Origin of the sequence: Sediminimonas qiaohouensis DSM 21189 (assembly GCF_000423645.1) — a bacterium.
Taxonomy (GTDB): domain Bacteria; phylum Pseudomonadota; class Alphaproteobacteria; order Rhodobacterales; family Rhodobacteraceae; genus Sediminimonas; species Sediminimonas qiaohouensis.
Genome location: NZ_AUIJ01000003.1, coordinates 151,875 through 173,045 on the forward strand (window position 1 = coordinate 151,875; position 21,171 = coordinate 173,045).

A 21,171-nucleotide genomic window follows, 5' to 3' on the forward strand; every position below is an offset into this window, starting at 1 on the left:
GGGTGTGGGGGGCAGACAGCCCCCCACCCGCTGCGTCTATTCGCCGGCAAGCTGATCGAACTTGCGCGCCAGCTTGGCGTCAAGCGCGCTCAGGCCGTCAACGTCATGCGTCGTCAAGGTCACCTCGACCGTCTTGTAGACGTTTCGCCACTCGGGGTGGTGGCTCCATTTTTCGGCCCAGAGGGCCGCGCGCGTCATCCAGGAAAACGCGTCGGTGAAATCGGCGAACTCGAAGGTCTTGGTGATCGCGTCGCGCCCCTCGGCCATGAGCCAACCGTTGTCCAACAGTGGCGCCAGCATGGTTTTGCGACCTGTTTCACTTAGCTTTTCGGTCATTGCTGTTCCTCCACTTTCGCTTTTCTGAACGGGCCATATTCCGTCAGGATTTCGATGTCTTCGCTGATCGCGGCGCGTTCGGCCTCCAGGTATTTTTCAACGGCGTCGGCAAAACCGGGGTCGTTGAACCAGTGCAGCGAATGGGTCTGCGCGGGCAAATACCCCCGCGCGATCTTGTGTTCACCCTGCGCCCCTGCTTCGACGCGTGCAAGCCCATGGTCTATGGCGAAATCCATGGCCCGATAGTAACAGCATTCGAAATGCAGGCAGGGGTGCTCTTCGACGCAGCCCCAGTACCGGCCAAAAAGCGCTTGCCGACCGATGAAATTGAGCGCCCCGGCCACCGGCCGGCCCCCTCGTTCGGCCAGCACCAGCGCCACGTCGTCGCGCATGGTGTCTTGCACATGATCAAAGAACTCGCGGGTCAGGTAGGGCATGCCCCACTTTCGTGCGCCGGTGTCCTGGTAAAACGTCCAAAACGCATCCCAGTGCCCTGGCGCGATTTCGTCCCCGGTCAGCGTGCGAATCGTGCCTCCGAACCCGTTTGCGCGGGCCCGTTCCTTGCGGATCATCTTGCGCTTGCGGGAATTGAGCGAGGCGAGGAAGTCGTCGAACCCGGCATACCCGCGATTGTGCCAGTGGTATTGCTGCGTCATCCTGTGCATTAACCCAAGGTCGGGGGCGGCCCGCGCCTCATCATCGGTGCAAAACGTAATGTGGACCGAGGATAGACCGTTTTCCTGCGCCAGTTGCTGCGCCCCCTGCACCAGCGCCGCGCGGCCCACGCTTGTATGGCCCGGCCTGGTCAGCAAACGGCGCCCGGTGGCGGGTGTAAACGGAACCGCGATCTGCAGCTTGGGGTAGTAGCGGCCGCCGGCGCGCTCGTAGGCGTGTGCCCAGTTGTGATCGAAAATGTATTCGCCCTGGCTGTGTCCCTTGGCGTAAAGCGGGGCGCAGGCGATCATCTGCCCGTCCTGATGCGCCGTCAGGTAGCGCGGCTGCCATCCGGTGCCCGGCCCGACCGAGCCGCTAAGCTCAAGTGCGCGCAGGAAGCGGTAGCTCGTGAACGGATCGTCCGGCCGCCCGCCATCGGCTGCTTCGGGGGCGGCGCAGGCGTCCCAATCGGCCTGCGCGATCTGCGATAGCGCGCCGTGCACATTGACTTCGATCGTCTCGCTCACCTGGTCGTCCATTTGTTGCCTCGCACCATGAAACTGGAGCCGGGTGCGGCGTGTTCAAGACGGGATCGGGGGTAGGTAGCCCTCAAAGGTGATGTTGCGGGCAACCTTGCGCGCTTCGGCTTCTTGCTCGGGGGTGCGGATCGTCCAGCACAAAACCGCGGCGCCGCGCGTGGCCAGGTCCGCGATGCGGGCGCGGTTCAAATCGCGTGCCTCGTGGCTGATGAAGCTGGCGCCGACATGCTCATAGTCGGGAATTCCGCGCAGCCGGTCCAGTGTCCCGGCAGGCAGCAGTGGCCAATCCTCGGGCGAATAGGAACAGGTCGTTAATCCGCGCGGCACGTCCGGGGCCAGCGTGGCCATCTTCAGCATCGAATGCGGGTTGAACGACATCACGGCAACAGGGCCCTCGTACCCGACGAGGGCGTCAGCGGTTGCCTGCTCCAGGCGCCCGACATTGCCGCCCATGGCGCCGTCCTGGTCCTTTATCTCGATCAGCAGGGGAACTTGGCCGGCGACCAGTCCAAGCACCTCGGGCAGGGTGCGCACGGTGTCGCGCCCGCCCTTGAGCGGAATGCGCGCCAGTTCCGTGGCGCTGCGCTTGCGGATCGGGCCGTCTTCGATGGTCAGGCGGCCCAGGTCGTAGTCGTGAAACACCATGGCCTGCCCGTCCGAGGACAGTTGCAGGTCGATCTCCACCCCGTAGCCGGACTTGATCGCGGCACGGATCGCGCTGAGCGAGTTCTCCGGGCGCCCTGCCGCGAGGTCATGCAGTGCACGATGAGCGATCGGGGCCTTCAGGAAGGCATCGGGAAGGATTGTCATGCTATCTGGAACAGCCCGTCGATTTCTACCGCCACGCCCATGGGCAGCGATGGCGCCGATACGGCGGCCCGCGCGTGGCGCCCGGCATCGCCCAATGCCTCGACCATGAAATCCGACGCTCCGTTGATGACTTGCGGTTGCTCGGTAAAGTCTGGGGTAGAGTTAACAAATCCGGTCAGCTTGACCACCCGCACCAGCCTGTCCAAATTGCCGTCGCAGGCGGATTTGAGTTGCGCCAGCAGGGCGATCGCACAGGCCCGCGCCGCCTTTGCACCCTCGTCGGTGGACATGGTGTTGCCCAGTTTGCCGGTGATCAATCCGCTCGAGTCGCTGGCGATCTGCCCCGAGATATGGACCATGTCGCCCACCTGCACGAAGGGAACGTAGTTGGCGGCAGGCTTGGGCGCGTCGGGCAGGGTGACGCCCAGATCGGCAAGACGTGTTTCGATGGCGCTGGTCATTGGATCCTCCGACAATGGTATTCGCGCGGACGCTAACCGGAATTACAGTAATTGAAAATCGAATTCCGGCGCGCGTCGTGCGGCGCCCCCGGGCCAACGGGCAGGCATGCCGATTGTCGCCCATCTGCCACAGCTTCAGTGCAACACATTCATGCGGTATGGGTTCAACCGCACGACGAATTAGGTTACAGGACGTATCACGCATTTCGCACTGGTCCTGGTAATTTCCGATGATCCGCTTCCGCGCCCATGTTCTTGTACGGTTTGCCGCCCTCGCGGTCGTGCTGGGCATGGCCTCCTGCACGGCGCCTGATCCATCAGTAACACGCGGCGGCATCTTCGATCCCTATGAGCAGAGCAACCGCAAGACGCATGAGCTCAATCGTGCGTTGGACAGAACGTTCGTGCGCCCCGCCGGCAAGGTCTATGGCGGCGTCATCCCTAGGGGCATGCAGGAAAATGTCGGCAATTTCGCCGACAACCTGTCGGCGCCCAGCTTGATCGTGAACAATGTCTTGCAGGGGGATGCGCGCGGCGGTGCGATCAATCTTTTCCGGTTCGCGATCAACTCGACCTTCGGGCTTGGTGGGATAATCGACGCGGCGTCGGAATTCGGCGTGAACGAGGAAGATACCGATTTTGGCGAAACCCTGCATGTGTGGGGCGCTCGCGAGGGGGCCTATATCGAATTGCCGGTCCTAGGCCCCTCGACCGAGCGCGACGTAGTGGGCAAGCTGGTGGATCTATTCACCAATCCACTAACCTATGCCCTGCCAAGCCCCGACCGCCACTACATCAGAGCCGCCAGCGTGGCCAAGCGCCTTGGCGAAAGGAACCGCTACAGCGACATGGTTGATTCGGTGCTGTATGAAAGCGCCGATAGCTATGCGCAGGCGCGGATGATATATTTGCAGTCGCGCCGTTTCGAGTTGGGCGGGGATATGGATGCCATTTATGCCGACCCCTATGACTCGGCCGACGATGCCGGTGTAGCAGACCCTTATGAGGCCCCATATGCAGATCCCTACGCAGACCCGTATGCAGACCCCTACGCCGAATAGCCTCAGCCGCCGCGCGGCGCTTGGCCTGGCGGTTGGTGCCGTGGGTTTGGCGATGCGGCCGGGCATGGCTTGGGCGCTGGACGAGGCACGGGCCAAGGTGCTGGTGGACAAGCTGGTGGCCGAGATCAACGCGGTGATTTCCTCGGGCCGCTCTGAATCCCAGATGTTCCGCGATTTCGAGAAGATATTCGATCGCTACGCCGATGTGCCCACGATCGCGCGGTATGCCCTTGGGGTTGATGCAAGGCGGGCCTCGGCGGCGCAGTTGCGTGAATTCACGGACGTGTTCGCGCGCTACATCTCGGTGAAATATGGCAAGCGCTTTCGCGAGTTCATCGGCGGCCGGATCGTCGTGGACAGCGCCCGCAAGGTAAAGAGCTTCTACGAGGTCAAGACCACGGCACACCTGCGGGGCGAGGCGCCTTTCGCGGTCAGTTTCCTCGTGTCCGACAGGAGCGGCGCAGACAAGTTCTTCAACCTGTTCATCGAAGGCATCAACATGTTGCTGACCGAACGCACCGAGATCGGCGCCATGCTGGATGCACGCGGCGGCGATATCGATCGCATGATCGCGGACCTTCGCAAGGCTGGCTAACGCCCGCCCGCGCCTCAGCCGCCACCCAGAATGCTACGCAGCAGCCGCTCGATCCCGCTTTCGGGGCGGGAGCGCCGGTTTGGGGCGCGCGGGTCTGGCTGCGTGGCGGCATCCGGCTCTTGCATGGGCAGGGGGCGCGGCGCGGCGCCTTCGTGGACGCGGGTCATGACCTCGTGCCAGATTTCCGCGGGCAGGCCCGATCCGGTGACCCCGGTCAGAGGGGTGTTGTCGTCATACCCCATCCAGACGCCTGCCACGTAATCGGCGGTGAAGCCGATGAACCACGCATCGCGCGCGGCCTGTGTGGTGCCCGTCTTGCCCGCCACTTGCCAGCCATCAAGCGCCGCGCGGCGCCCGGTGCCTTGGTTGACGACACGGTTCATCATCCACGTGAGCTTCTGCGCGGCCTCGCGCCGGATGACGCGCTCACCGATGCCGCCGGTGGCGGTCATGACGGGCTCTTTCTCGCCCAGCATGGTCAGGTTCTCCAGGCCATAGGGCGTCACGGCGCTACCGCCGTTCAGGATGCCAGCATAGGCGCCCGTCATCTCGATCAGGGTTGATTCGGACGCGCCAAGCGCCAATGCCGGGCCAAGCGCCAGGTCGGATTCGATCCCGAAATCGGCGGCGACTCGGCGCACTCGGTCCAATCCGACGCCTTGCGCGATCCTGACCGCCGGCACGTTGAGCGAGCTGCGCAACGCCTCGGCCAGCGTGACGGTGCCGCGAAACTTGCGGTCGTAGTTTTTCGGTGACCATGGGCCAGAGCCGGGAACATCGATGGTAAGCGGTTCGTCCTCTACCGTGTCGAGCGGCGAATACCCCAGTTCAAGCGCGGTCGCGTAGACAAAGGGTTTGAACGCCGAGCCGGTCTGCCGCAGGGCCTGCGTGGCACGGTTGAACGCGCCGATCGCCTTGGTCTGCCGCCCGCCGACCATCGCACGCACGGCGCCATCGGCGGACATCACGACAACCGCAGCCTGCGCCTCGGAATCATCGCGCACCTTGTTCTCGAATATCTCGGTCAGGCCATCCTCGGCGGCCTTCTGGATGCGCTGATCAAGGGTGGTGCGGATGATCACATCTTCGCTGGTGTTGCGGGTAAAGAAATCGGGCCCCGATGACATCACCCAATCGGCAAAGTATCCACCCGCACGCGATTCCGCAGCCTCGGACAGGGTTGCCGGATTCGCAAGGGCCTGGCGCGCGGCCGAATCCGACAGGTACCCCTGATCGCGCATCAGGCCGATCACCACAGACGCGCGATTGCGCGAGCGTTCAAGGTTGTTGGTGGGCGCCAACGTCGTCGGCGCGGTTAGCAACCCGGCAAGGATCGCGCTTTCGGCGGGGGTAAGCTGTGCCGCGGACTTGCCGAAGAACCGCTGCGACGCGGCCTCGGCCCCGTAGGCGCCGCCGCCCATGTAGGCGCGGTTCAGGTAGATCGACAGAATATCGTCCTTGGTATACTTCGCCTCAAGCGCGAGGGCATAGATGGCCTCCTTCGCCTTGCGCCAGAGCGAGCTTTCGCGGCAATCCGCCTCGTAGGCGGTTTCGCTTTCCCACACATCGGGGTCGTATTTCACGCCAAGGCACAGCAGTTTCGCGGTCTGTTGCGTGATGGTCGATCCACCGTTGCCCGACAGCGGCCCGCGTCCCTCGCGCAGGTTGATGCGGATCGCGCCGGCGATTCCGATCGGGTCCAGACCTATATGCCTGTAAAATCGCTTGTCCTCGGTAGCGATGACCGCGTTTTTTAGGTGCGGCGAGACGGTTTCGGCCGTGACCACGCCGCCGAACTGGTCCCCGCGCCAGGCAAACACCGCGTTTTCCCGGTCCATCAGCGTTACAGAGCCGCTTGCCCGTCCATCAAGCAGTTGGCCCGCGGGCGGCAGGGTCGCGTAAACATACCCGGTCGCAATGCCGATGATCAGCACGCTGACCAGCGCGATTCGCCAGCCTAACGCCCATGTCACGCGCCAGATCAGATGCGCGATCCACAGAAACAGCCGCAGCAGGGGATTGCGCACACGCGCACCGCGCTTTGGGCGGCGCCGGGCGGGGGCCTTGCGGCGCTTTTGCGGCGCCGGCTTGCGCTTGGAATAGCGTTTATCAGCCACGAGACGCGACTTCTTTCGGCCTGAATCACTCATGTTCTGCTCTGCCCGGGCTTTGCCTTGTTTGCCGCATCATACGCATTGGCCGACGAAATGTTGACCCTGTGTGAGGATCGCAAGCCATATAAATCATGCACACAAATTACGCAAATCGTCATATTTGGTGAAATTTTGTGCACATATCTGCAATTTTGCGAGTGGGATCCCGATGATTCCCTTTCGTGGCTGGGGAAGAGGCGGCTTTGCTGCAACTGCAAACAGGCGGGGCACCTCGCCGCAGACCACAAGGGGATCAAGGTGAAACTAGTCATAGCAACGATCAAGCCGTTCAAGCTCGAGGAGGTTCGCGAAGCGCTGACCGACATCGGCGTGCGCGGCATGATGGTGACCGAGATCAAGGGCTTTGGCGCCCAATCCGGCCACACCGAGATTTATCGCGGCGCCGAATATGCCGTGAACTTCGTACCCAAGATCAAGCTGGAAATCGCGGTGAACGATGCGATGGCCGACCAGGTTGCCGAAGCGATCATCGCCGCGGCGAAAACCGGCAAGATCGGTGACGGCAAGATTTTCGTTCTGGATCTTGAGCAGGCGATGCGCGTGCGCACCGGGGAGACGGGCGAAGATGCCCTGTGATCCGCGTGCCCGAGACAGTGAACACATTCCCTCGAAAGGAAAGATGCAAATGACACGTACAAAGAAACTTGGGCTGGTTGGCGCATTGACGCTGTTGCCCGGCCTTGCCTCTGCACAGGAGGCAGCGGTGGCTGTGCCGACCGACTCCGTCTTTATCTTCAACACGCTGCTGTTCCTGATCGGCGGTTTCCTGGTGTTCTGGATGGCGGCCGGTTTTGCCATGCTTGAGGCCGGCCTCGTGCGCGCCAAGAACGTGACCATGCAGTTGACCAAGAACATCGCGCTCTTCTCGATCGCGGCCATCATGTACTACGTGATCGGCTACGTTTTGATGTATCCCGGCGATGGGTGGATGGTGCCGTCGTGGCTGGGCGCGCTTGGCGTTGCGATCCTTGAGCCCGTGGGCGTCACGGCGGCCAACGCCGATGCGTACGACTATGCCTCGACCGGGTCGGATTACTTCTTCCAGTTGATGTTTGTCGCGACCACCGCCTCGATCGTTTCGGGCACCGTGGCCGAGCGGATCAAGCTGTGGCCGTTCCTGATCTTCGTGGCGGTTCTGGCGGCGCTGATCTACCCGATTCAGGCAAGCTGGAGCTGGGGCGGCGGTTACCTGTCGGAAATCGGGTTTTCGGATTTCGCCGGCTCGACGATCGTGCACTCGGTTGGCGGCTGGGCGGCTCTGACCGGCGCGATCATCCTCGGCCCGCGTATTGGCAAATATAACAAGGACGGCAAGACCGTACCGATCCCGGGCTCGAACCTTGCGCTGGCGACTCTCGGCACGTTCATTTTGTGGCTGGGCTGGTTCGGCTTCAACGGCGCATCGCAACTGGCGATGGGAAGCGTCGGAGACGCGGCCGATATCAGCCGCATCTTTGCCAACACCAACACCGCCGCGGCGGGCGGCGCGGTTGCCGCGCTGATCCTGTCGCAGGTCCTGTACAAGAAGCCTGACCTGACGATGGTGCTCAACGGGGCGTTGGCCGGCCTGGTGTCGATCACCGCCGAACCTCTGACGCCCAGCCTGGGCGCGGCAACCCTGATCGGTGCCGTTGGCGGCGTGATCGTCGTCTTCGCGGTGCCGATGCTCGACAAGCTCAAGATCGACGATGTTGTCGGCGCGATCCCGGTGCACCTTGTTGCCGGTATCTGGGGCACGCTGGTTGTTCCGGTAACAAATGACGGTGCATCGTTTGGTACGCAGTTGATTTCGATCGTGATCGTGGGTGTGTTCGTTGTCGTGACCTCGGCGGTCGTGTGGCTGATCCTCAAGGCCGTGATGGGTATTCGCGTGGACGAGGAAACCGAGATCAACGGTCTCGATATGGCCGAATTGGGGATGGAGGCTTATCCCGAGTTCGCGAAAGGCTGATCGTTCCTTCCTGATCAGGCTTACAGACTGGCCCGGGCGTGAAAGCGCCCGGGTTTTTTCGTTGCTGCGCGTGTCCGGACCTTTTACGGCCATCCCTTGGATCCGCGCGGAATTGCGGCTATCACCACGCGGTAGCACACCCGCCCCACAGGAGAGACCATGCAACGCCACCCCATGTTCGGGATATTCCTTGCGCTGTTCGGTGCGCTGGTGCTGACGCCGGACACGTTGCTGATGCGTTGGTCGGACATGGACGGGTTCCAGATGCTGGGCTGGCGCGGGAGTTTGATGGGCTGTGTCCTGCTGGCCTATTGGGCGGTCATGCGTGGCGGAAGCCGCCGCGCCGATCTGCAGGCGTTTGCGTCGGGCGCGGGGCTGACGATCGTGGTGTGCCAGTTTTTCAACGCGACGCTGTTCAGCTTTGGCATCGCCACCGCGCCGGTCTCGGTGGTGCTGTTCGGGGTGGCGACGGTGCCGGTATTCGCCGCTATTTTCGCGCGCCTCGTGATCGGCGAGGCAACGCACCCGTCGACATGGCTCACCATCGCGGTGGTTCTTGCAGGGATCGGCGTGGCCGTGTTCGGCGGCAATCACGGGGCGGGGGCGCCCGCGCTGCGCCTCGATACGCTATGGGGTGCGCTGGCGGGGTTGTCGGTTGCGGCGTCGCTTGCGCTCAACTTCGTGGTGATCCGGGCAAGGCCCACCGTGCCGATCTTGCTCAGCATCGGGTGCGGGGCGCTTTTGGCCGGGATGATGGGGGTGGTCCTGACCGGCCCCGGGGTGATGACCGATGGCGGTGTTCTGGCCATCGCGGTGACGGGCTTGGTGATCCTGCCCGTCTCCTTCATGACGCTGTCGCTGGCATCGCGGTTCACGCACGCCTCGAACGTCAGCCTGCTGTTGCTGCTTGAGACGATCCTTGGCCCGCTATGGGTCTGGATGGGCACCGACGAGTCGCCCACGCCCGCGATGGTGTTGGGCGGCGCGGTGGTGGTGGCCGCGCTGGCGATTTACCTGATCTATACCGACAGGCGGCAGGCCCGCGCCCGCCGCCGTGCCGCGGCTGCCTGACAAGGCGCTCAGGCAGTGACGGCCTGCGGCGCGCCGGTGGCCATGTTGGTGCCGATATAGGGCTGCTTGCGCTCTTTCCACGCCGCCATTCCGCCGCCCATATGCGACACCCGGTCAAACCCGGCGGCGATGGCGGCGCGCGCGACGCGCTCGGACCGCACACCAGAGCCGCAATGGAAAACAATCCGCTTGTCGGATTGGCCCGGCAGCTTGTCCGCCCTGAAGAACGACATCGGCATCAAAAGCGCACCCTCGATATGCTCGAACATGTACTCTTGCGGCGTGCGCACATCGATCAGCACGATGTCGTCCCTGTCGAAGGCGTCTGCCACCTCTTCCACTGTCCATGTTTCCAGAACGGCGTTTTCGACTGTTTCGGTCTTCATAAAGGGGTCTCCTGCGGTTGGGTGTTTTCCGGCGCGGGGCCGGGGCGGTGCATCGCATGTAGGTTTGCCAATGCCTCTTTGCACCGGGTGGCCATGAAATCGCTTAGCAATCTGACCTTCAGGTCGCGATGCCGGCGGCTGGGCGACAGGCAGGCCAGGGGCACGGATACCGGCGGCGTGTCGCGGGCAACCTCGACCAATGCGCCGCTGGCCAGGTGCGGCGCCACTTCGAACAGGGGTTTCATCACAATGCCAGCCCCCTCAAGCGCCCAGTTTGTCAAAACCTCGCCATCGTCGGACTCCAGGGGGCCAGACACCTCGAACGGGCGCGGCCCGTCCGGTGTTCGCAAGGGCCAGCGGAATTCGCGTGCGCCGGGAAACCGCAGCATCAGGCAATCATGCCCCTGTGCCAGCAGATCGGCACCGTCGCGCGGGATGCCCCGCCGCTCTAGGTACGCAGGCGCGGCACACAGGACACGTGGGCAATCGGCGATGACCCGCACCTTCAAATCGCTGTCGTCCAGCGGCCCAAGACGAAACGCCATGTCCAGGCCCTCGCCCGTCAGGTCGATCGCGCGGTCCGACAGGCGCAGACGTATATCAACCTCGGGCCAGTCGGTGCGAAAGGCGGGAATGGCGGGCGCGATGATCCGCCTGCCCAACCCCAACGGCGCCGCGACAAAGACCGTGCCGCGCGGCGTGCGGCTGGTTTCCATGACGTCGGATTCGGCGTCTTCGATTGCCTCCAGCACCCGGCAGGCCCCATTATAAAACCGCCGCCCGTGCTCTGTGGGGCTAAGGGCGCGGGTCGTGCGGTTGAACAGGCGCACGCCCAGATACTTCTCAAGCTCCGCAATCCGGGCCGAGGCAACGGCGGGCGAGGTGCGCTGATCGCGGGCGGCGGCGCTCATGCTGCCCAGATCGTGCACGCGCACGAACATGCGGATATTGTTGATATAGGCCACTTTCAGGCAATTCTTGAAACTGTTCTCATGATTTGCAGGATTAACAGACAAGTTGTGCCTGCGATAGCCTGTCAGGCAGGAACCGAGCGAGGGAGAGTGCGATGCTGGACGTGGTGACACTGGGCGCGTGGCTGGAATTTGCCATACGTTGGCTGCATGTGATCACTGCGATCGCATGGATCGGCTCTTCGTTCTACTTTATCGCGCTGGATCTCGGCCTGCACCGTGATCGCACCCTGCCTTCGGGCGCCGATGGCGAGGAATGGCAGGTGCACGGCGGCGGGTTTTACCACATCCAGAAATACATGGTCGCGCCGGATAACATGCCGGGGGATCTGACCTGGTTCAAATGGGAAAGCTACGCCACATGGCTGTCGGGTGTCGCCCTGTTGGCGGTGGTGTACTACTGGGGCGCCGAGTTTTACCTGATCGACCCCGCGGTCATGGATATCTCTGTGCCGGTGGCGATTGGCATCTCGGCAGCGTCTTTGGCGGTGGGGTGGCTGATTTACGACGCGCTGTGCAAATCGCCGCTCAAGACCAACGCGACGTTTCTGATGGTGGTGCTCTTCGTGGTCCTCGTGGCCATATCCTTTGGGTACGCACAAGTGTTCACGGGGCGGGCGGCGTTACTGCATGTCGGGGCCGTGACGGCCACGATCATGACGGCCAACGTGTTCCTGGTAATCATCCCCAACCAGAAGGTGGTCGTTGCCGACCTGATTGCCGGGCGGCGGCCCGACCCGGAATATGGCCGCATCGCCAAGCTGCGCAGCACACACAACAACTACCTGACGCTGCCGGTTATCTTCCTGATGCTGTCCAATCACTACCCGCTGTCCTTTGCGACGGACAACAACTGGATCATTGCCAGCCTGGTGTTCCTGATGGGGGTGACGATCCGGCATTTCTTCAACTCTATGCATGCCCGCAAGGGGCGGCCGTGGTGGACTTGGGGTCTGAGCGCGCTGATCTTTGCCGCGATCATGTGGCTGAGCACCGCGCCGATGCATGGTGCCGACCCCGAGAGCGAGGCGATGAATGGCGCCGCCACGCAGTTTGCCAGCGCCGAAGGGTTCGACGAGGTGCAGAACATCGTGCTTGGCCGCTGCTCCATGTGTCACACGGCCGAGCCGGGCTGGCCCGGCCTGCACTGGGCGCCCAAGGGGGTACACCTGGACACGCCGGCGCGTATCGCCGGGCAGGCGCGCGCGATATACCTTCAGGCGGGCCTGAGCCACGCGATGCCGCCGGCGAATCTGTCATGGATGGAAGGGGAAGAGCGCGAGGCGATCATCGCGTGGTATAACTCTGCCACCGGGGGCTGAACGCCGCGCAAACCCTGTGGCAGAATCGCGGGTGACATGCTAGGTTTTGTGGCATGAATACGCACGCCCCCAATATCCGCCCTAACATCCGGCAACTTGACGATGCGGCGATCAATCGCATCGCCGCCGGCGAGGTGGTCGAGCGCCCCGCCTCGGCGGTCAAGGAGCTGTTGGAAAACGCCATCGACGCGGGCGCGCGGCGGATCGACGTGGCGATTGCCGAAGGCGGCAAGAGCCTGATCCGTGTGGTCGATGATGGCTGCGGCATTGAGCCCGATCAGCTGCCCTTGGCGCTGTCGCGCCATGCCACGTCCAAGATCGACGGTGAAAACCTTCTTGATATTCACACCTTCGGGTTTCGCGGCGAGGCATTGCCGAGCCTCGGCGCGGTTGGGCGGTTGACCATTACCAGCCGCGCACAGGGCTATGACGGAGCACGCATTTCCGTCAGCGGCGGCCAAGTGGGCAGCGTTGCGCCTGCGGCGCTCAATACCGGAACGGTCGTCGAGCTGCGCGATTTGTTCCACGCGACGCCCGCGCGCCTGAAATTCCTGCGCAGCGACCGGGCCGAAACGCAGGCGATCTCGGACGTGGTCAAACGGCTGGCCATGGCCGAGCCGTTCATCAGCTTTGTCCTACGGGACGTGTCCGGCGGCGGCGAAGGGCGCGTCAGCTTTCGCGCGGATGCGGAAACCGGCGACATGTTCGACGCCCTGCACGGGCGGCTTTCTCGGGTTCTGGGGGCGGAGTTCGCGCAGAACGCCCTTCCCATCGACGCGCAGCGCGAGGGGTTGCACCTGACGGGGTATGCCGCGTTGCCGACCTATTCGCGGGGCTCGGCGGTGGCGCAGTTTCTGTTCGTCAACGGCCGCCCCGTGCGCGACAAACTTTTGGTCGGTGCGTTGCGCGGCGCCTACCACGATTTCCTCAGCCGTGACCGGCACCCGGTGGCGGCGCTGTTTCTCGATTGCGACCCGCAGTTGGTCGACGTCAATGTGCACCCCGCCAAATCCGAGGTGCGATTCCGCGATCCGGGGCTGGCGCGCGGCCTGATTGTATCGGCGCTGCGTCACGCGCTGGCCGAGGCGGGGCATCGCGCGTCCTCGACCGTGGCCAGCGCGACGCTGGGTGCGTTCCGCCCCGAGCAGAGCGAAAATGCCGCGCGACCCTACCAAATGAGCACCCCCTCGCCCGGCGCACGCGCGGCCGCCTATCAGGCGCAGGTCCCTGGGTTTGCCGACCTCGGCGCCGGATACAGCGCCCGGGTCGAGCCGGTTTCCGGCGCGCCCGCAGTGATGGACGACGATACCGGCGAAGGGGTGTCCGAGCGCTTGCCACTAGGTGCGGCGCGTGCGCAGGTGCATGAGAACTACATCGTCGCCCAGACAGAGGACGGCATGGTCATCGTGGACCAGCACGCAGCGCATGAGCGGCTGGTTTACGAGAAACTCAAGCGGCAACTGGCGGAAAACGGCGTCGCGGCACAAGCGTTGCTGATCCCCGAGATCGTCGAGATGTCCGAGGGCGACAGCGCCCGCCTGCTTGAGCGCGCGGACGACCTAGCGCGCCTCGGGCTGGTGATCGAGCCGTTCGGCGGCGGCGCGGTCGCGGTGCGGGAAACGCCTGCGTTGCTGGGCCAAGTAGATGCACGCGCCATGGTTCTGGATATCGTGGACGAGTTGACGGACGAGGGCGAGAGCCTGTCGGTGCAATCCCGACTCGAGGCCATCCTGAGCCGCGTCGCATGCCACGGGTCGATCCGGTCAGGACGCCGCATGCGCGCGGAAGAGATGAATGCCCTCCTGCGCGAAATGGAGGCCACCCCCCATTCGGGGCAGTGCAACCATGGCCGCCCGACATATGTCGAGCTAAAGCTATCCGATATAGAGCGGCTGTTCGGGCGGACCTGAGCGGCCACGCTCCCCGCCCGTCAAATCCGCAGGAATGGCTGCGCGATACGCGGGATGAGGCCGCGAAAACGCAGCGGTGCATCGGTTGCCGCCAGACATATGCAATCCGCCCCGATGTCGGCCACGGGGGTGTGATGCAGGTCTTCGTTCGCCACCTCGATATCGCCGGGTCCGAAATGATCGGTTTCATCCTGAAACGCCCCGCGCAGTACCAGCGTCAGCTCGGTCCCCCGATGCCCGTGGTCGGGCACGGCGGCGCCGGCGGGGATGAACAAAAGCCGCGCCGTCGCCTCGCGCGAGGTGGGTAGGATTGCCTGCTTCACGCCCATGCCGACGGGGCGCCACTTCACCGATTCGAGGCTACCGCCAACGTAGTCGACCAACGGTGCGGGCAGGTCGGATGCGGCCCCGGGTTTCGGCTTGCCGTCCTCGGCCTGCGTGGGGGCGGACATGATCCGGGCCATCGTCGCCTCAAGGCTGCCTTGATCCATCGGTGCGCGGTTGCACTGCTCCAGCACGGAACCGCCAACGGTATCAAAGGCCCCCAAGCGGGCGCGGCAGTCGTCGCACATCGACAGGTGCGCCGCGATGGTGAGGTTGAAAGCCTCGGGCAGGGTGCCGGCAGAGTACGCCATCAGCAAGGCATCGGTCAGGTGGTGTTTGATGTCGGTCATTGAGGTATTCATTTCATTGCGTGGCGCAGTCGATCCAGCGCCAATCTGATGCGGGATTTGATCGTGCCAAGGGGAAGACCGGTTTCTTCGGCGATTTCACTGTGGGACAGTTCACCTAAGTATGCCTTTTCAATCAGTTTTCTCTGCTTTTCGGGCAGGGCGGCGATGGCTTGGCTCAGTTGTGCGCATTCCTGTTGCAGGCTAAGCGCGTCCTCTTGATCCGGCTCGGCCTCGGGGCCCCAGGTCAGATCCTCGGGCTCGGGCCGGCGCTGTTTTCGGAGCGCGTCGATCTTGCGGTTCCGGGCAATCGTGAACACCCAGGTCGCCACCGATGCGCGCGTCGGATCGAACAGGTGTGATTTTTGCCAGATGGTCGCCATGACCTCCTGCGTGCATTCCTCGGCCAGTGTCTCATTCGCGCCGGAGCGGATCAGGAACCCTTTGATCCGGGGGGCGAAGTGCTGGAACAGCTCGGCGAAGGCGCGGGTATCGCCGGTCTCGCGTATGCGTTCGATATGAGCGACCCAATCCTGGGCGTAGGTCTTGGTTTCTATCGTCACCGGCTGGGCCTTGTTCACGGACATTTCACTACCCCCTTGCGTAGCACGGCGATGCCGTGCCGGCGAAGGGGCTTTTGCGTCTATCAAGGTATCCGATCCGGCCAACATACCCAACTTACGGCGCGCCGGTCGCTTCGGATCACACGAATGGCAAGTTTTTGTCATCCGGTTTCTGCCGCGCGGCGTAAACATGCCAACGACATTGAAAAGACGGAGCATGATACATGCCATTCGAAGCTGCCCCAAGGGTGCACGGCAAGGTTGCGGTAATCGGCGCGGGGATTTCCGGCATGGGCGCTGCGCACCTGTTATCGGGTGATCACAACGTTACCCTGTTCGAGGCAGAGCCCCGCCTGGGCGGCCATGCGCGGACGATCGTCGCGGGCAAGAACCGCGATCAACCGGTCGACACCGGGTTCATCGTGTTCAACTATGCCAATTATCCCCACATGGCCGAGCTGTTTGGCCGTCTGGATGTGCCAGTGGTGAAATCCAACATGAGCTTCGGGGCGTCTTTGCGCGGCGGGGATTTTGAGTACGGGTTGGCCGATCTGGCGGCGGTGTTCGCCCAAAAGCGCAACGCGGTCAATCCGCGTTTCCTGCGGATGCTGCGGGATATACTTCGGTTCAACGCCGATGCGCTGCGCGTGTCGCAGGATCGTAGCCTCACGTTGGCGCAATTCCTTGAACGGCTGGGCACCGGCGATTGGTTCCGCGATTACTACCTGTTGCCATTGTCCGGCGCGATATGGTCCACGCCGGTGGAAAAAATCATGGATTTCCCGGCCCATGCGATGATCCGGTTTTTCGACAATCATGCCCTTCTGAGCCACACGGGGCAGCATCAATGGTACACGGTTCAGGGGGGATCGCTGGAATATGTGCGCCGCTTGGGCGATGCGATGCGCGCGCAGGGCGTGGTTATGCGCCTTGGGTGTGCCGTGAGCGGCGTGCGGCGCACTCCCTCGGGTGTCGAGGTGCGGGCGCGGGGCGGCGAATGGGAAAGGTTCGATGAGGTCGTCTTTGCAACCCATTCCGACGTGTCCCTTGCGCTGCTGTCGGACGCAACGATGCAAGAGCGCGCCAATCTGGGCGCGATTGCCTATCAGCCCAACGATATCGTTCTGCATGCCGATGACAGCATCATGCCCAAACGGTGCGCGGTCTGGTCGTCTTGGAACTATACCGAAACCGCAGGCAAAAGCAGCGACCGGATCGATTTGACCTACTGGATGAATTCGCTACAGCCGATCCCGCAGGATGATCCGCATTTCGTGACACTCAATAGCACGCGGCCCATTCGGGAGGATCTGATTTATGATCAGGTCACGCTGCGCCACCCGGTATACGATTTGGATGCGCTGGCGGCCCAGGGGCGGATTCGCGCGCAGAACGGCGCGGGCAACACGTGGTTTTGCGGGGCATGGATGGGCAACGGGTTCCACGAGGATGGCCTGTCGAGCGCCGTCGAGGTGGCGCAGGCCATCCGCCGCGCCGGGGCGTTGGAGATTGCCGCCGAATGAGCAGGATCGACCATATCGCTGGCCATACATGGCACGGTCGCAAGGGCGCGGTTGAAAACGCGTTCCGCTATGGGGTGGACTATGTCCTGCTGGAACCGGACGCGCCAACCCCGACGGCACCTGCCTTGTTTTCCCGAAACCGGGGCAATGTTGTATCGCTGTGGGACAGCGACAATGGTGGGCCGCTCCGGCAAGGGCGCGGCGTGGACTGGGTGCGCGATGTGCTGGAGGCGCATGGCTTGCCGGGCGACGACCGGATCGAGCTGCTGACGCAGCCCCGGGTTTTGGGGCATGTGTTCAACCCGGTGTCGTTCTGGCTCTGCCGCGATGGTGGCGGCGGGTTGCGGGTGGTCATAGCGGAGGTGACGAACACCTTCGGCGATCGCCATTGCTACCTGTGCCACCGCGATGATCTGGTCGCGATCACGGCGCATGACAGGCTGCGCGCGCGCAAGGTGCTGCATGTCTCGCCGTTCCAGCCGGTCGAGGGTCGCTACGAGTTTCGCTTTGACATCCGGCCCGATCGGATCGGCATCTGGATCGATTTCACCGGCGGCAACGGCGGCGTCATCGCAACTCTGGTCGGCCCCCGCAGGCGGCTGAGCACCCTGGGGCTGCTTGGGGCGATCCTGCGGCGGCCGTTCGGATCGCGCAGGGTTCTGGCGTTGATCCATTGGCAGGCGCTCAGGCTGTGGTGGAAGGGCGCGCGCTATAGGCCGCGACCCGTGCCCCCGGTGGACGAGGTGTCGCGGTGACACGCCCGCGCGTTGGCCTGCAGAGGCGAGCGGAGGATAAATGATCGATTGGCGAGGACAGCGGTATTGGCTGATTGGCGCGAGCGAGGGGCTTGGCGCGGCGCTTGCCGGGCACCTGAGCCGTGCGGGCGCGCATGTGATCTTGTCGGCGCGCAACGCCGGTAAGCTGCATGAGCTGGCGGGTGCCTTGCCGGGCCCAACCACGGTTCAGCCGATGGATGTGCGCGATGATCAGGACGTCGCCGAGGCCGTGCGCGCCGTGGGGCCGGTGGATGGGGTGGTGTATCTGGCCGGTGTCTACACGCCCATGACGGCGGGCAAATGGGAGGTCGATGCGGGCGCGGCGATGACGGACGTGAACCTGACCGGCGCGATGCGCGTGTTGGGGCGGGTCGTGCCGGACATGGTCGCGCGCGGGGCCGGGCATATCGTGCTGACCGGAAGCCTTGCGGGGTTCCGCGGATTGCCGGGCGCCGTGGGCTATGGTGCGTCCAAGGCGGGCATCATGTCACTGGCCGAGACATTGCGCGCTGATCTGCACCGCACGCCGGTGCAGGTGCAGCTTGCCAATCCCGGCTTTATCCGCACGCGCCTTACGGACAAGAACGATTTTCACATGCCCTTCCTGATGGAGCCAGATCACGCCGCGCGCGAGGTTTTCGAGCTGATGTGCACCCCAAATCGATTCGCACGCAGCTTTCCAACGTTGTTCTCGCTGCTGTTCCGCATGTCCCGGTTCTTGCCCGACAGCGTGTATTTTCGCCTTTTTGCGTAGGATCAAGGACGCCGCCCTTGTCATAAGCCACCAACCGGAGGAACATTGACCCCGGGAGGACCCCCTATGCTTGATATCAGCGTTACCAAAGTTGCCAACATCATCCTCATGGCGCGCGAGCTCGACCGCGCCGAAAGCGAATTGAGGGCGTTCGTGGATCGTCTGACCGAAGAGGAACAGATATCGCTTGTTGCGCTTATGTGGATTGGCCGCGGCAGCTTTGAGCCGGACGAGTTGAACGAGGCGTTGGAAACCGCAGCGGCCGAGGCGACGACGCCGACGGCAGACTACCTGCTTGGATCGCCGCACATGTCGGATCACCTGGAAAACGGTCTTGAGGCGCTTGGCCTTTCGGCGTCCGAGGAAGAGGACCATTTGATCCGCGGGGGGTGACTCGCGCGGATTTGCGGCGGGGCCTGTGCGCAGGTGCGCCTTGAAGGGCGGGCGCGTCCCGTGGCGGCGGCGCCAGCGCGATCACGAATTCGGTAACCTTGGGCAAACGCGGCCGTGATCCGTGAGTGATGTTTCATATTGATCCGGTTGCATGGCCTTATTTTCATGGAAATTTCGGGGAGCTGCACCGCGCAGCGCGGGGCTTGTCTTCACACGCTCTCATCCGCGCACGGGCAGGTGATCGGACGTGTTTTGAAACAGCCGATTCCAGGGCGCATGTTGGTTGCAGATCAGGAATGATCCTGAAGCAACCTAACGAAAGGATAGACCATGAAAACCGCACTTATCGCACTGACCGCCGCTCTTGGACTGAGCACCGCAGCTGCCGCCATGACGCCCCATTCGGGCGCGGCAAGCACCCTGACGCCACGTGACAACGTCCAGATCGACGCCGCGCATTTCTCCGACACGGTGCTGAGCTCGCGCTCGGTGGATGCCGACAAGATCTTCACGCCGCGTGACCAGGTCAACGTGGGGGAACGGGTGAGCGTCTACAGCGCCGAAACGGGTACGGGCATGACCCAGGAGACCCCGCGCTAAGCCTCACCCCTCGGGGATCAAAAGCGCAAGAGAACGCCCGCCACACCGGCGGGCGTTTTCTATTTCGTGGTCATAGCGACCTTGAGGCCTCAGGGGCGCCAGGCCCCCGAGGGAATTCTCGGGGCGCATTGTTTTCCGGATGTGGGTGTTGCGGGACTATGCGGGTGTTCAGTGTAGCGCCCCGCGCGGAATAGAGGCGCGCTTGCGCGCCGCCGCGCAGCGCCCGACCGCCCCCTCGGGCGGGCGCTTTTGCAGCGTATCAAGCTGCTGAAAATGCAGGGGTATTTGGCTGGCATAAAGTGCGTAACACAAGCGTTGCTGCGCCCACCCGGCGGTCGGCACCGCGCGGCTTCTCAACCGGGTCGCCCAACCGCCGCTCAAGGCCACACGCCGCTACTTACCGTGCCAGCCTGATCCGGTGCAAAAGGCCCGCCACGCCGGCGGGCCCTTTTCATGCGCCGGGTCGCGTCTGGGTCAGCCGTGCAGGTGATCTACGATCTGCAAGTGCTGCGCCTGGCTGTCGATTTCCTGCATCCACCGCTCCACAAGCTTGGGATCGGAGGGCGCCGCGATGACCCCAGCGGGCAGTTCGCCCTTCAGCACGGAATTGACGGCCATTGAGACGGTGATCGACACAAGCCGCGCCATCGCGGTGCTGCCTTCGTCGCCCCATGCATCCATCACGTAGGTCTTGTGCCAGACGGTCTTGCCGTCCTTGTCGGCTTTTAGGTCAACGCACAGCACGACGCGGTCCGGCTCGCCCTCGTCATAGGCGTTGTCGCGCCAGAACTGGTCGGACATTTCCTTGAGTCGTGCCTCGCCCGCGTCCCCTTCCAGAGTTTCGATCTCGCGAAAGATATCGGACCATGCATCGGTCCAGCCGTTCAGGCGCAGGGTGCCGCGCACGAACTGGCGTACCGGCCAATCCGGCCCGAAATTGTATTCCTCCATGAACGGCAGGGAATCGCGGTTGGGGTAGACCTCGAAATCCTCGGGCGTGGGCAGGGGGGCGGTGTAGGTGCTGATTGCGTTCCAGGGGCGATCAACGCGCAGTTCCTCGAACTCGCGGATCGACCTGGAGGGCGAGCGCAGCGCCTTGAGCACGCCCAGTGGCGACCAGCTGAACTTGTAGCGGAACGGGTTTGGGTGCTTGGGCACGCCGCCGCAATAAGAGATGAAGGATACCTCGTTGGAGGGATCATATGCGTCCGAGGCGCGATAGTCGGAGACAAGGCGATGCGCCATCAGGTGGTCGATGCCGGGATCGAGGCCCACTTCGTTGACGAAAGTCAGCCCCTTTTCGCGGGCGGCGCCGTCCAGCGCGCGCATCTCAGGCGCGATGTACGATGACGATACGAAATGCGCACCCTTCGCAAGGCACAGCTCGGCCAGCGGAACATGCCAGTCGCCCGGCAGCATCGACACCACCACATCGCCCTCGGTCAGGGCGCTGTCGAGTGCGGCGATGTCGAACGGTTTGATCCGGTCCGTCAGATCGCCAACCGCATCGCGGGCCTTGTCCACGCTGCGGTTCCAGACGGTGATGTCGCGCGCTTCCTCAAGCAGTCGCCGCAGGCCGGGGATGGCTGAAAGCCCTGTGCCGCACCAGTGAATTGTCATCTTATCCTCCTTGTCGCTGTGTCTGTGCCG

General features: G+C 63.5%; 22 protein-coding genes. 12 read left to right on the plus strand and 10 right to left on the minus strand.

Annotated elements, in window-relative coordinates; translation table 11 throughout:
- Positions 1 to 36: 36 nt before the first annotated feature.
- Genes G568_RS0104850 through G568_RS0104865 form a run of 4 tightly spaced genes read right to left on the minus strand, consistent with a single transcriptional unit; the run spans position 37 to position 2,800 of the window.
- A complete protein-coding gene (locus G568_RS0104850; protein WP_026756969.1) occupies positions 37 to 336 on the minus strand; it encodes a 4a-hydroxytetrahydrobiopterin dehydratase in 300 nt (99 codons plus the stop codon).
- Positions 333 to 1,529 (minus strand): GNAT family N-acetyltransferase, encoded by a 1,197-nt coding sequence (locus G568_RS0104855; RefSeq protein WP_026756970.1) that lies wholly within the window; start codon positions 1,527 to 1,529, stop codon positions 333 to 335. The genes G568_RS0104850 and G568_RS0104855 overlap by 4 nt, the downstream gene beginning before the upstream one ends.
- Before the next feature lie 42 nt (positions 1,530 to 1,571).
- Positions 1,572 to 2,339 carry a glycerophosphodiester phosphodiesterase family protein gene (locus G568_RS0104860; protein WP_026756971.1) on the minus strand — a complete coding sequence of 256 codons (768 nt, stop codon included), beginning with the start codon at positions 2,337 to 2,339 and terminating at the stop codon, positions 1,572 to 1,574.
- On the minus strand, positions 2,336 to 2,800 hold the full coding sequence (locus G568_RS0104865) for a RidA family protein (protein ID WP_026756972.1): 465 nt from the start codon (positions 2,798 to 2,800) through the stop codon (positions 2,336 to 2,338). Before G568_RS0104865 ends, G568_RS0104860 begins: the two co-directional genes overlap by 4 nt.
- Before the next feature lie 230 nt (positions 2,801 to 3,030).
- Here G568_RS0104865 and G568_RS0104870 point away from each other — a divergent pair, with 230 nt between their 5' ends.
- Positions 3,031 to 3,861, plus strand: a complete 831-nt coding sequence (locus tag G568_RS0104870) for an MlaA family lipoprotein (RefSeq protein ID WP_245582881.1) — start codon at positions 3,031 to 3,033, stop codon at positions 3,859 to 3,861.
- Positions 3,839 to 4,456 carry an MlaC/ttg2D family ABC transporter substrate-binding protein gene (locus tag G568_RS0104875; RefSeq protein WP_026756974.1) on the plus strand — a complete coding sequence of 206 codons (618 nt, stop codon included), beginning with the start codon at positions 3,839 to 3,841 and terminating at the stop codon, positions 4,454 to 4,456. Before G568_RS0104870 ends, G568_RS0104875 begins: the two co-directional genes overlap by 23 nt.
- Positions 4,457 to 4,470: 14 nt before the next feature.
- Here the strand turns inward: G568_RS0104875 and G568_RS0104880 are convergent, their stop codons facing one another.
- Complete coding sequence (locus tag G568_RS0104880) at positions 4,471 to 6,606, minus strand: transglycosylase domain-containing protein (RefSeq protein WP_026756975.1); 2,136 nt, start codon at positions 6,604 to 6,606, stop codon at positions 4,471 to 4,473.
- 261 nt (positions 6,607 to 6,867) lie between these two features.
- Between G568_RS0104880 and G568_RS0104885 the strand changes: the two genes are divergently transcribed.
- The 3 genes from G568_RS0104885 (at position 6,868) to G568_RS0104895 (ending at position 9,652) form a co-directional block, all read left to right on the plus strand.
- On the plus strand, positions 6,868 to 7,206 hold the full coding sequence (locus tag G568_RS0104885) for a P-II family nitrogen regulator (protein ID WP_026756976.1): 339 nt from the start codon (positions 6,868 to 6,870) through the stop codon (positions 7,204 to 7,206).
- Positions 7,207 to 7,255: 49 nt separating this feature from the next.
- Entirely contained in the window at positions 7,256 to 8,581 is a 1,326-nt protein-coding gene (locus tag G568_RS0104890) for an ammonium transporter (protein WP_026756977.1), read from the plus strand.
- Positions 8,582 to 8,740: 159 nt separating this feature from the next.
- On the plus strand, positions 8,741 to 9,652 hold the full coding sequence (locus G568_RS0104895; RefSeq protein WP_026756978.1) for a DMT family transporter: 912 nt from the start codon (positions 8,741 to 8,743) through the stop codon (positions 9,650 to 9,652).
- An 8-nt stretch (positions 9,653 to 9,660) separates the two neighbouring features.
- Here G568_RS0104895 and G568_RS0104900 read toward each other — a convergent pair whose 3' ends face one another.
- Both G568_RS0104900 and G568_RS18300 read right to left on the minus strand, forming a co-directional pair.
- Entirely contained in the window at positions 9,661 to 10,038 is a 378-nt protein-coding gene (locus G568_RS0104900) for a rhodanese-like domain-containing protein (protein WP_026756979.1), read from the minus strand.
- Complete coding sequence (locus tag G568_RS18300; protein ID WP_051202759.1) at positions 10,035 to 11,003, minus strand: LysR family transcriptional regulator; 969 nt, start codon at positions 11,001 to 11,003, stop codon at positions 10,035 to 10,037. The genes G568_RS0104900 and G568_RS18300 overlap by 4 nt, the downstream gene beginning before the upstream one ends.
- A 101-nt stretch (positions 11,004 to 11,104) precedes the next feature.
- Here G568_RS18300 and G568_RS0104910 point away from each other — a divergent pair, with 101 nt between their 5' ends.
- Positions 11,105 to 12,331 (plus strand): urate hydroxylase PuuD, encoded by a 1,227-nt coding sequence (locus G568_RS0104910; protein WP_026756980.1) that lies wholly within the window; start codon positions 11,105 to 11,107, stop codon positions 12,329 to 12,331.
- 53 nt (positions 12,332 to 12,384) lie between these two features.
- On the plus strand, positions 12,385 to 14,241 hold the full coding sequence (gene mutL / locus G568_RS0104915) for a DNA mismatch repair endonuclease MutL (RefSeq protein ID WP_026756981.1): 1,857 nt from the start codon (positions 12,385 to 12,387) through the stop codon (positions 14,239 to 14,241).
- Between the two features lie 20 nt (positions 14,242 to 14,261).
- Here the strand turns inward: mutL and G568_RS0104920 are convergent, their stop codons facing one another.
- Entirely contained in the window at positions 14,262 to 14,915 is a 654-nt protein-coding gene (locus tag G568_RS0104920; RefSeq protein ID WP_026756982.1) for a ChrR family anti-sigma-E factor, read from the minus strand.
- 8 nt (positions 14,916 to 14,923) lie between these two features.
- Positions 14,924 to 15,499 carry a sigma-70 family RNA polymerase sigma factor gene (locus G568_RS0104925; RefSeq protein WP_051202761.1) on the minus strand — a complete coding sequence of 192 codons (576 nt, stop codon included), beginning with the start codon at positions 15,497 to 15,499 and terminating at the stop codon, positions 14,924 to 14,926.
- Between the two features lie 200 nt (positions 15,500 to 15,699).
- Between G568_RS0104925 and G568_RS0104930 the strand changes: the two genes are divergently transcribed.
- The 5 genes from G568_RS0104930 (at position 15,700) to G568_RS0104950 (ending at position 19,521) form a co-directional block, all read left to right on the plus strand.
- Positions 15,700 to 16,998 carry an NAD(P)/FAD-dependent oxidoreductase gene (locus G568_RS0104930; RefSeq protein ID WP_026756984.1) on the plus strand — a complete coding sequence of 433 codons (1,299 nt, stop codon included), beginning with the start codon at positions 15,700 to 15,702 and terminating at the stop codon, positions 16,996 to 16,998.
- Positions 16,995 to 17,753, plus strand: a complete 759-nt coding sequence (locus G568_RS0104935; RefSeq protein ID WP_026756985.1) for a DUF1365 domain-containing protein — start codon at positions 16,995 to 16,997, stop codon at positions 17,751 to 17,753. The genes G568_RS0104930 and G568_RS0104935 overlap by 4 nt, the downstream gene beginning before the upstream one ends.
- Positions 17,754 to 17,793: 40 nt before the next feature.
- A complete protein-coding gene (locus G568_RS0104940; protein WP_026756986.1) occupies positions 17,794 to 18,528 on the plus strand; it encodes an SDR family NAD(P)-dependent oxidoreductase in 735 nt (244 codons plus the stop codon).
- 66 nt (positions 18,529 to 18,594) lie between these two features.
- The gene (locus G568_RS0104945; protein ID WP_026756987.1) at positions 18,595 to 18,921 is read left to right on the plus strand and encodes a DUF3775 domain-containing protein; all 327 of its coding nucleotides are present in this window, start codon (positions 18,595 to 18,597) and stop codon (positions 18,919 to 18,921) included.
- A gap of 330 nt (positions 18,922 to 19,251) precedes the next feature.
- Positions 19,252 to 19,521, plus strand: coding sequence for a hypothetical protein (locus G568_RS0104950; RefSeq protein ID WP_026756988.1), 270 nt, complete (start codon positions 19,252 to 19,254; stop codon positions 19,519 to 19,521).
- 474 nt (positions 19,522 to 19,995) lie between these two features.
- Here the strand turns inward: G568_RS0104950 and G568_RS0104960 are convergent, their stop codons facing one another.
- Positions 19,996 to 21,141 carry a saccharopine dehydrogenase family protein gene (locus G568_RS0104960; RefSeq protein WP_026756990.1) on the minus strand — a complete coding sequence of 382 codons (1,146 nt, stop codon included), beginning with the start codon at positions 21,139 to 21,141 and terminating at the stop codon, positions 19,996 to 19,998.
- Positions 21,142 to 21,171 lie beyond the last annotated feature (30 nt).